Source organism: Lactococcus sp. UBA7128, from assembly GCF_002492185.1.
GTDB classification, from domain to species: Bacteria; Bacillota; Bacilli; order Lactobacillales; family Streptococcaceae; genus Lactococcus; species Lactococcus muris.
On record NZ_DKXK01000050.1, the window covers coordinates 1 to 8,923 of the forward strand.

The 8,923-nt window shown below is 35.9% G+C and carries 8 protein-coding genes and 2 pseudogenes; all 10 read right to left on the bottom strand.

The window, feature by feature from the left end; translation table 11 throughout:
- Nucleotides 1-383 precede the first annotated feature (383 nt).
- Nucleotides 384-737 carry a DUF4176 domain-containing protein gene (locus B4H39_RS06040; RefSeq protein ID WP_251420939.1) on the bottom strand — a complete coding sequence of 118 codons (354 nt, stop codon included), beginning with the start codon at nucleotides 735-737 and terminating at the stop codon, nucleotides 384-386.
- Nucleotides 738-772: 35 nt separating this feature from the next.
- Complete coding sequence (locus B4H39_RS06045; protein ID WP_286927540.1) at nucleotides 773-1,426, bottom strand: hypothetical protein; 654 nt, start codon at nucleotides 1,424-1,426, stop codon at nucleotides 773-775.
- Nucleotides 1,419-2,663, bottom strand: a complete 1,245-nt coding sequence (locus B4H39_RS06050) for an LXG domain-containing protein (protein ID WP_251420941.1) — start codon at nucleotides 2,661-2,663, stop codon at nucleotides 1,419-1,421. Before B4H39_RS06050 ends, B4H39_RS06045 begins: the two co-directional genes overlap by 8 nt.
- Complete coding sequence (locus tag B4H39_RS06055; RefSeq protein ID WP_202231306.1) at nucleotides 2,654-3,010, bottom strand: hypothetical protein; 357 nt, start codon at nucleotides 3,008-3,010, stop codon at nucleotides 2,654-2,656. The genes B4H39_RS06050 and B4H39_RS06055 overlap by 10 nt, the downstream gene beginning before the upstream one ends.
- Before the next feature lie 3 nt (nucleotides 3,011-3,013).
- Entirely contained in the window at nucleotides 3,014-3,295 is a 282-nt protein-coding gene (locus tag B4H39_RS06060; RefSeq protein WP_202231305.1) for a hypothetical protein, read from the bottom strand.
- Nucleotides 3,296-3,387: 92 nt separating this feature from the next.
- Entirely contained in the window at nucleotides 3,388-3,912 is a 525-nt protein-coding gene (locus B4H39_RS06065) for a DUF6609 family protein (RefSeq protein ID WP_251420942.1), read from the bottom strand.
- Between the two features lie 187 nt (nucleotides 3,913-4,099).
- Nucleotides 4,100-4,843 carry a M48 family metallopeptidase gene (locus B4H39_RS06070; RefSeq protein WP_286927541.1) on the bottom strand — a complete coding sequence of 248 codons (744 nt, stop codon included), beginning with the start codon at nucleotides 4,841-4,843 and terminating at the stop codon, nucleotides 4,100-4,102.
- 626 nt (nucleotides 4,844-5,469) lie between these two features.
- Nucleotides 5,470-6,635, bottom strand: a pseudogene (locus B4H39_RS06075) (nucleotide sugar dehydrogenase).
- Nucleotides 6,636-6,668: 33 nt separating this feature from the next.
- On the bottom strand, nucleotides 6,669-7,994 hold the full coding sequence (locus tag B4H39_RS06080) for a glycosyltransferase (protein WP_251420943.1): 1,326 nt from the start codon (nucleotides 7,992-7,994) through the stop codon (nucleotides 6,669-6,671).
- 349 nt (nucleotides 7,995-8,343) lie between these two features.
- Nucleotides 8,344-8,923, bottom strand: a pseudogene (locus B4H39_RS06085) (DUF6273 domain-containing protein); the annotation flags it as partial.

Genomic DNA, 8,923 nt, shown 5'->3' on the forward strand with positions numbered 1-8,923 from the left:
TTTAATTCATTTTTTTATAATTAAATACTTAAAAACACTTAATTTTTAATGTTGTTTATAATATACAAGATAGCTACCCAATATACTTTCAACAATATTTAGTCTTTTAAGGGTTTGTAAAACAGAATATCAATGTCATGAAAATGAGGATATGTACACCAAAGACGATAAATTCATGCTTTTTTATATTAGTCAAAACCACCCGTTGAACGGATGGTTTTCTTGCTTTCTATATAGGGAGAACTAGCTGGAAACCATAACAAAAAAGACAAAGTCATGAGACCTTGTCTACAGTCTGAAGTTCTATCTTTTAGATGGAACTTATTTAAATAGATTATATTAATTTTCTCATGAAAATTTTTCGCGGTAATAGACACTCGCACTTAGAATCCGAAACTTTGCTCGTCCTCTAAACTTCGTTCGTTTTCTAATGAACTAACATTTCCTTTTTTTATCTTCTTTCCTTCTTCTTCAAACCATTCTTCATAAAGTTGAACAAAACGCGTTTCTTCCTCATCATTAAATCCTTCAAAAACAACTTCATCAATATCTTCTTTATTAAAATAAAGTACCTCCTCGGGATTTAATCCCACTGGATAAATTGCTGCTGAATAATCAAAGAGAAGTTGTTCCCCGTCTTTTTCAATAATAGAAGCACGATTTAAAATCATTAATTTCTTCGTTCCTTCTTTTAAATACACGATTGTTCCGATTGGTAAAATTTTTGCTGTCTTCATTTTTAATTCTCTCCTTTATCTGTCTTAAAATTTTATTATTTATAATCTTTTTCTCTCTCTATTGAAAAAGAAAGACCTAATGATAATGCTCTAATAAAAAACATTCTATGTTGAATTTGAAACATCATGAATCCACAGTATATAAGTAAAATACTCAAAAAATTATGTTCTTTTGCTGATATAAAAAGTGGTAGCAAAAGAAATAAACTTATTTGTAGGAAATTATTTATCCAGATTTTTCTTGTTATTATACTATCTAAATTCTTTAATACAAGTTTCTCTCTTGACTTTAAAGAATTTAAGAAAATAATGTTTCTGTGCTTAAAAAACAAATTCATAATTTTATAAGACACAAACGCCATAACTATTGAGGCACCCAAGGCAAAAAAATAGTTTTCCTCAATAAGCTGTACAGGAACTATTTTAAAAATTATGTACAATATACTAGCAAAAGGTAACGTAATAGCAGAAATATTTATAACACTTATTCCTTTACTTCCAATAGTATCTACATTTTTTAAAAGAGCTTCATATTTTTTTTCATCAATTTCATAAACTTTTTGAGAAAATTTATTTGGAAAAATAATATATCTCGAGAATAAATCTGAATCTGAATCAACCAAATAGTATTTTTTTCCATCCGAAGCAAGACAATACTGGGGGATTTTAGAATAAAAAAGTTTAAGCATGTTTTTTCTTCCCCCAACCAAACACTGATTTTATAGATTCTATTCCTGAATTAACAGCTTTGCCAACTGTTTTTACTCCGTCTTGAAAATACAAAAGATTACTATCATATGCTAATTTAGTAAGGACTCCTGCAGCAACTCCAAGACCTATCGCCCAACCAATAGGGGTAGCCGCAACACTTCCAAAAACAACAGCTCCCGCTCCAGCAGCTAAAGCAGAACTAACTGCTGTAGTCGCAGCTGTATGCGTAAATGCCATTCCAACACTCTCTCCATCATTTCTATTTTGAAGATAGTCAATTCCAAATCCTAGTGTTCCTAAACCTGAAATTTTCGCTTTTCCCACGCCAAACTTGGCAACCGTTACCTTCTGCACACCTTTTTTAAACAACGAATTCCCTAGTGCCTTACCATAACCTGCTCCATCCCAATTAACATGGATATTTTTCCAGTATTGGTTGCCGCTAGTATAAAAACGTAGATATGACTCAGAGCTCGGCATGCTTGTATCCATGTTTTCTAAGAATGCACTTATTCTTTCAGAAAAACCATCCTGCACTGCACCACTTCCATAGTCTGTTAATACGTCTAATAACGCATTCTTATTTTTTTCTCCGATATTAAATTTCCCACCAGAATCAAAATTTCCACTCCCCAACGCGCTAATTACCGCAGACACCTTAGAAAATTCATCTGCAATTCCACTAAACAAAGATGCAATCTTCATGTCCAACTCATGGAGTTTTTTGAGTTTCTCCTCCACTTGCCGAATATCTCCTTGCACAACATTCATGAAATTTGTCAGTTCAGTCGCATGGTCATTATACATTGTTGTCAGCTCAGGATTTTCATTGAGTAGTGCTTGGTTCTGGTACGATTGAATTTGACTCGTCAATAGATTTTGCTGATTCTTCAATTCCTGAAGTTGTTGATTGAGTTTATCCTCATCTAGAATCTCTCCCCCTGCTGCACCTGTGTATTGCCCATACTGCTGTAATCTTTTTTTCAGCTCTAGGATTGCCGTATTTGCTTTTGCCACAGTTGGGATTACAAGTTGCGCAAACAGGCTTTGCCCTGCAACAAATGCTGCACCACTTAACTGGTTACTGTTCAAAACATCCATAAGGTGTGTATTTCCTATTTTCAAATCACTGAGGATTTGTTCGCATGTCGCAATATTTGCCTGAAAATTAGATACCAAATCTCGTGACTCATTCGGATTATAAATCAATCCCATGATAATTGACTCCTTTCCTTGATGAGATTTTTTCGCTCGTCTTCTAATTGCTGACTCGCTTTTCTAAATTGCAATGCTTGTTCTTTTTGCTGATTTTCAATAAGTTGTGTGATATATTTTCTTTTCTGTTCTGTTTCTCTATATCCACTATTGCCGTGATTTCTTCGTTCCAGCTCGTCTTCTATTTCCATTAACCTCTGAAAACTTTGTGTTATCTCGCTGTTAAAATTTTCAAGCGACTGTCTGAGCTGGCGCTCCTGAATACGTAATTCTTCTGATTTTTGTTCAACCTCTGTTATTTTCAAGTCATATTCATAGCGTTTCTCATAATTCTTGTCCTTTATCATTTTCTATCTCCCCGATGTATTGTTTAAAAGGACGTTAGCATCTTGTTTGTCACGTTGTTCAATAGCTGATGCAAGTTTCGGAAATTTTTCTGCTTGTTTTTCCACACTTGACTGCAATTTCAATAAATCTCCAACGATTTTATTAGATACTTGCATGGCTGTTTTCATACCAGAGAGATTACTTTCTCCAAGCGTACTCGTTTTAGAACTGACACTTCTTGAATTTCTGTACCTAGATACTGCATCTTGTGCTACACCAACATTCGACTTAATAGATCCTGTCATTTCCTTTCTCCTCCTTCTTTTTGAGATAGTCACTTTACTTCTTTCTTCCAATATTCAACTCATCAGCACGCTCTTTCAAGACTTTTAAACGCTCACTCATGACAAGTTCTGCCTTTATAAGTAACTCTGACCATATAAGCCCCATAACCCATCTTTATTAGACCATCAATAATAAAAATAGTTTCTAATTGATTTGAATATAAAAATAGTCCTAGTAAAGCATTGAATACTAGTAAAATTACAAAAATTACTTGTGCTTTCCAATGTTTGTTTTCATTAGCAGGAATAAAAAACAAAAAATGCAGTCCTACAAACAATAATAGTAGTATCCACAAGATATTTAAGTTATCCAGTACATTTAAACCTATAAATATGCTTGCCCAACAGGTTATTCCTAGGAAGATGAATGCAGTGTTGACCCATTTTTTGTTGTTCATTGACCTGCTGCCTCTTCGTATTTTTTTCATTAGAATCAGTTGAACAATAATTGCTATGATATATATAGCGCCAAACAGGATTGGCTTTCTATAGTTACTTCCTAACAAAGTAAACATTGCCATTCCAATGACAAAAATGAAGCCTCCAGAAATAGTTTGATTTGCTAGTTTGTTCTCCAATTTAAGTCTCTCCCTTGACTACATCATGTGAAATAAGGCTTTCCATGTATTCTAGATTTTCTACAGACCATTTAAAAAATATATTCAGCAAGAAAATCTCTGATTTCTATACATTTCTTTGCTCTCACTTTTACAATATTTCATGGTCTGTTTTTGATGGCAAGTACGTCTGAACGCTTCTCTTTCACTAGAGCATCTTTCCATGTACATCCCAGCCCTTTTCCTCAGTTTCCTTGATGGCTTCCATGCGACGATAACCAACGGCATGATCTGAGAGATAGTTTTCAAGTTTAAGCCACAAACCACCTTTATGATTATGAACTGTTCTGAAGTATTCATCCATATCAACTTGCTTATAGAGGTGTTTTCCTGCAATCAAGACCATCATGGACTCTTTACCTTCTGGTGCGTAATAGTAGGCACAACGATCAGCTGTCCATTCTTGAGCACGGGTCAGTGATTGGCCTAGGCCTATAAGATTAGCCATCGGATGCGCTATAGTACGCCATGCACTGACATGGCCACACTTGATGTGCCCTAACTCATGAGCGAGAACAAAACCAATTCCTGAAAGATCATTATGTCTATAAGCAATTTCTAGCAGGTCAGAGTTGATACATACATAACCTTTATGCACTTGGCACTTTGAAGCAAAGGCGTTAAGAGTACCACTTCCATCTGTCATATAGAGGCGTGGGATATTCGACATCGCTCCCTTTCCGCTACCAAATCCCATATCCTTAGCAATACGTACATAAAGCTCATAAACTTCTGGGAACTGCTTATCGGTTAACTCTACTGCATTGACAACTGTCTTCCAGTATGTCCTTTTAAAGCTATAGAGAAGAAGAATAAATGGTGCAGCTGCTCCAAAGATGATGGGGAATGTCCACTCAGCTGGTGAGGCATGCTCCACTAAGACAACATACAAAAGAAGACTCCAAATAGCTACAGTGAGGACTATACACAGGGTGAGTAAAGGCATCTCTGCTCTGTGCCGTAGTTTTTTGACGCTCATCTTTTCATTCATTACAAAAAGTTCCTCCGTTTTTTAATTTTTTATATAAATATAAATGGTTTTCTAATATTGACTCAAAAAAGATTCTATCTCATGGACAAAACCTGTTGACTTTTTATTTTGTTCTTTCATTCTTATATCAACCAAAAAGAATGAAAACAATCAGAACTCACAAAGCAAATAAAAGCAATTTTTCCTCCTTTGTTGAAACCACTTCATCGCTCTTGCAAAAGATTCTAACGAGTCTCTTTTAGCAAACCACTCACACTATATTATAATATATCTTTCTATTTTAGTAAATTCTGAACACGAGTGCAAAACGTTTACAGAACAGCTGTGATTTCATCAGTCTTAATCTAGCTGAAACTTGCCTTGCCATTTTCCAGTAGTTTTTCTTTCTGCGATAAAAAATAAGAGCACATAAAAAATCCTCCTCTCCATTCTGTACAAATCTGAGAGAAGGACTCCTTTGTATATACTGAAGCTCTAGGATTCTCCATAAACAACAAAGCCTGCTGTCGGAAAAGCTTAACCTTTAGCTATTCTGTATGAAAAGCATCTCTTGTATAGACTTTGGTAAGAACATCATCGAGATACATGTCATATCTGTTCGCCAGTATAACATCGCTCTCTGCTTTAAAAGCCATCAAATCATTAACAACCTTTATTCCCTCAAAGTGATCAATTTCTAACAAAGGTTCATAAATAACTATGCGTTTTCCTTTTCTTTTGAGGCTCCTCATTATATCCACGAGTGCACTATTTTTGAAGTTATCTGAATCTTTTTTCATCGTTAACCTATATATTCCAATTACTCTTGAATTTTGGAACAAATCTCATCTTCGATGTACTTTTTCCTCAGTTCATTAGAGCGTGTAATTGCTCCGATAATTTCTTGAGGAATATTTGAGTAACTGGCCTTTAAGGCTTTAGCATCCTTGGGTAAACAGTATCCCCCATAGCCAAACGAAGGATTATTATAATATTTGCCTATCCGATCATCTAAGGCAATCCCTGTAATGACTTCTTTAGCATCTAAATGCTTACTTGCTGCAAATGTATCCAATTCGTTAAAAAAACTCACTCTCATCGCCAAGTAGGTATTTGCAAACAACTTAATCGCTTCAGCTTCAGAACTCCCTGCCAACAAGACTTCTACTTCTTTTTCAAGGGAGCATTCTTTAAAAATATTCCCCAGCATCGAGGCACGCTTGCTCCTCTCGCCAACTATTATTCGTGTTGGATGTAAGCAGTCGTATAAGGCCCGCCCCTCTCTTAGAAATTCAGGAACAAAAATTATATTTTTAGTTTTGTGCTTTTTTCGCACCTTATCTACAAAACCAACCGAAACAGTTGATTTTATCAAGATAACAGCATCCTTTTTGATATTTAAAACATCTTCAATAACCTGTTCAACTAACCCTGTATCAAAATCTCCTCGCTTATCATTGTAGTCCGTTGGAACTGCAATGATAATATAGTCAGCAAAATCAACAGTTTTTTGTAAATCTGTCGTAAAGTTTAGTCTTGGATTTTCCGTGTGAAGAGATTCAATAATTTCCTCATCTTCAAGGTAAGAATGCTGATTTTGCAAACACTGCACCCTGCTCCAACTAATATCATATCCGACAACAGAGTGCCTTCTCCCCAACAACAATGCGTTGGAAAGTCCCACGTATCCTAAACCTATTACTGAAAACTTCATACTTTTCTCCTTATTAATTCGTCATTGATAATTTTACCGCGTGCCCCATCTTATTGACTTAAGTGTCAAAAAGGAATAAAGGCGTACTGGGACCAATATTGTAATATGAATAAATCCATAGATGATAAATAGGATAAATCCAAGGTCCTTCGTCCTATAAATCCCATACAGGGAACGAAGAAGGGCTATAAGTATCAGTATTTCAAGATAACTATTTAAATAAATAAAGGTTGACTGATATCTAGTGAGGATAAGCATATAAATAAGTGTCAGCAGCAAGCAGATGGGCAGGATAAATTGCATAAACAGCTCATAGAGTAAGTAAATATTTTTCTTATAAATGAAAGGAAGGGTCCAAAGCATTTCCCTGTAAAATGATCTATTCCAGCGCACCTGCTGCTTAATATAGGCTGATAAACTTGTCGGTACATAAGTGAAAGCTTCTGCAAAAGGGTTATACTCAACCTGCCAATCTCTGGATAAGACCAGATTGGTCAAGTGCCGATCATCTCCATAGGTGCAGTAGGAACCTAGAAATTTCTGATCTATGTATTTGTCTTTGACTTCCTCTATAATTTCAGCACGATAGACTGAAAAGGGGCCTGAGCAACACATGACTACTGAGCATAGGCTCTGTGCTGCCCGTTCTTGGTTAAAAGCAACCCAATACCGGTAGCTAATCAGCTTGGACACCAGATTTACATTTCTGTTTTCGACTCGCACATCTCCCGTTACTGCTCCAACTTTTTCATTTTCTAGAGGTTGAATTAACTTCAAAACACCCTCAGAATCATGAATAATCGTGTCCGAATCCACAGTAACAATCAGTGCCTTGCTGGCATGGTCAAAACCAAGCTTTTGCGCATGTCTCTTCCCTCTATTTTCTTGGTAAAAAACCTGAACTTTCGAGTCTTCATCAAATTTTGAATACACCTCATCAATCAATATCTGCCTATTAACCGACCCGTCATCTATCACTAAAACCTCCAAGTCGACAATGTTTTGCTTTCTGCAACTGTCAATGCAGCTATAAAGTATATCTGGTTCTTCATTGTAAGCAGGAATAATAATCGAAACCGAGGCTTCAAATGTTTTTTTCTCATGTCTCCCTGTGATTTTCTCAGCTTTTCTTATTGACTTTCTATGCTTTCTCTTGCGTAAGAACTCCAAATGCGCAAAAGAAACTTGTATGGCTAAATATATTAGTACGAAAGCACCATAAAACACAATCCCCTGCGCTATGGTCCCACTCTTGGTTAAGCTCGTTTCAATCGTTTTTTGTATCGATAAATACTGTACCAATGCAAATATAAGCAACCAAAATACAATTATTCCTACGATACCTTTATAATTTTTCATCCGCTCCCCTTTATAAGATTAGTTTAGACTTTATCGTCATACGTCATGAGATGTCGCATCTTTTCTTCATTCATACCTCCTACTTCAATATTATTTATAGTCAAAATTCATCACTACCTTTCCATACTAATAGCTCCCTTATAAAAATTCAAGATAAAAAAATTTAGAACATAGAACTTTTTTCAAAAGAAAATAGGGAAAAATCTAACTTTTTCCCTTTCCCATAAAACTATTAATTCCCTTGGCTGTAACTTTTTCTATATATTTATTTCCAGTTCCCTATTTCTCATAAAAAAAACACCCAATGGGCATGTAGAATGCCGTGTTAAGTGTTTTTATGTAATGGATTTTATTGTCTGACAATGAGGGCAGGCCGCAGTCCTCCCCACAAAGTATGATGATTCACATCGCGGAATCCACTTATATTTCCATTACCAAGCACAGACCACATGTAACCTGGGTGAGCTCCAGGAGTCCGAAGCCAGGACCAATGAGTAAGATTTTCATTTACAATAAATCCACGCGATCTATGATCGGGAAAAGCGCGGCCTGGTCCTGATAAGTGAACTAAATCTGCTAAGGAGAGAACAAAGGCTTGGGGGCTACCACTTGAATCAACTCGAGTTAAATCAGCCGCAGCTTGGGGGAAATCATTCAGATTGGTCGGTAGCCAACGATTGCCTGTAAAAATAATGTCTTCATCCGCAACATTAGGTGCAGGAGAAGGTATAGACACAGGCTGAATCATAGATTGGACCGCCGAATCAAGGTTGTTATAATAGTCGGTGAGACGCTGATTTGTATTAGGAAAATTGACATGTGTAATTATATTATTTCGAATAATCAAATGATTCCTACCACCTTGATTCTCCAAATAACGATACTGCTCATTAGCCATGGTGAAGATGGTCCCCGGTGCCATGATGCTA

Bases quoted from the DNA above. Each gene is read 5' to 3' on its own strand.
- B4H39_RS06050 (WP_251420941.1), bottom strand. From the start codon at position 2,663: ATGGGATTGATTTATAATCCGAATGAGTCACGAGATTTGGTATCTAAT.
- B4H39_RS06055 (WP_202231306.1), bottom strand. From the start codon at position 3,010: ATGATAAAGGACAAGAATTATGAGAAACGCTATGAATATGACTTGAAA.
- B4H39_RS06060 (WP_202231305.1), bottom strand. From the start codon at position 3,295: ATGACAGGATCTATTAAGTCGAATGTTGGTGTAGCACAAGATGCAGTA.
- B4H39_RS06080 (WP_251420943.1), bottom strand. From the start codon at position 7,994: ATGAAAAATTATAAAGGTATCGTAGGAATAATTGTATTTTGGTTGCTT.
- B4H39_RS06045 (WP_286927540.1), bottom strand. From the start codon at position 1,426: ATGCTTAAACTTTTTTATTCTAAAATCCCCCAGTATTGTCTTGCTTCG.
- B4H39_RS06040 (WP_251420939.1), bottom strand. From the start codon at position 737: ATGAAGACAGCAAAAATTTTACCAATCGGAACAATCGTGTATTTAAAA.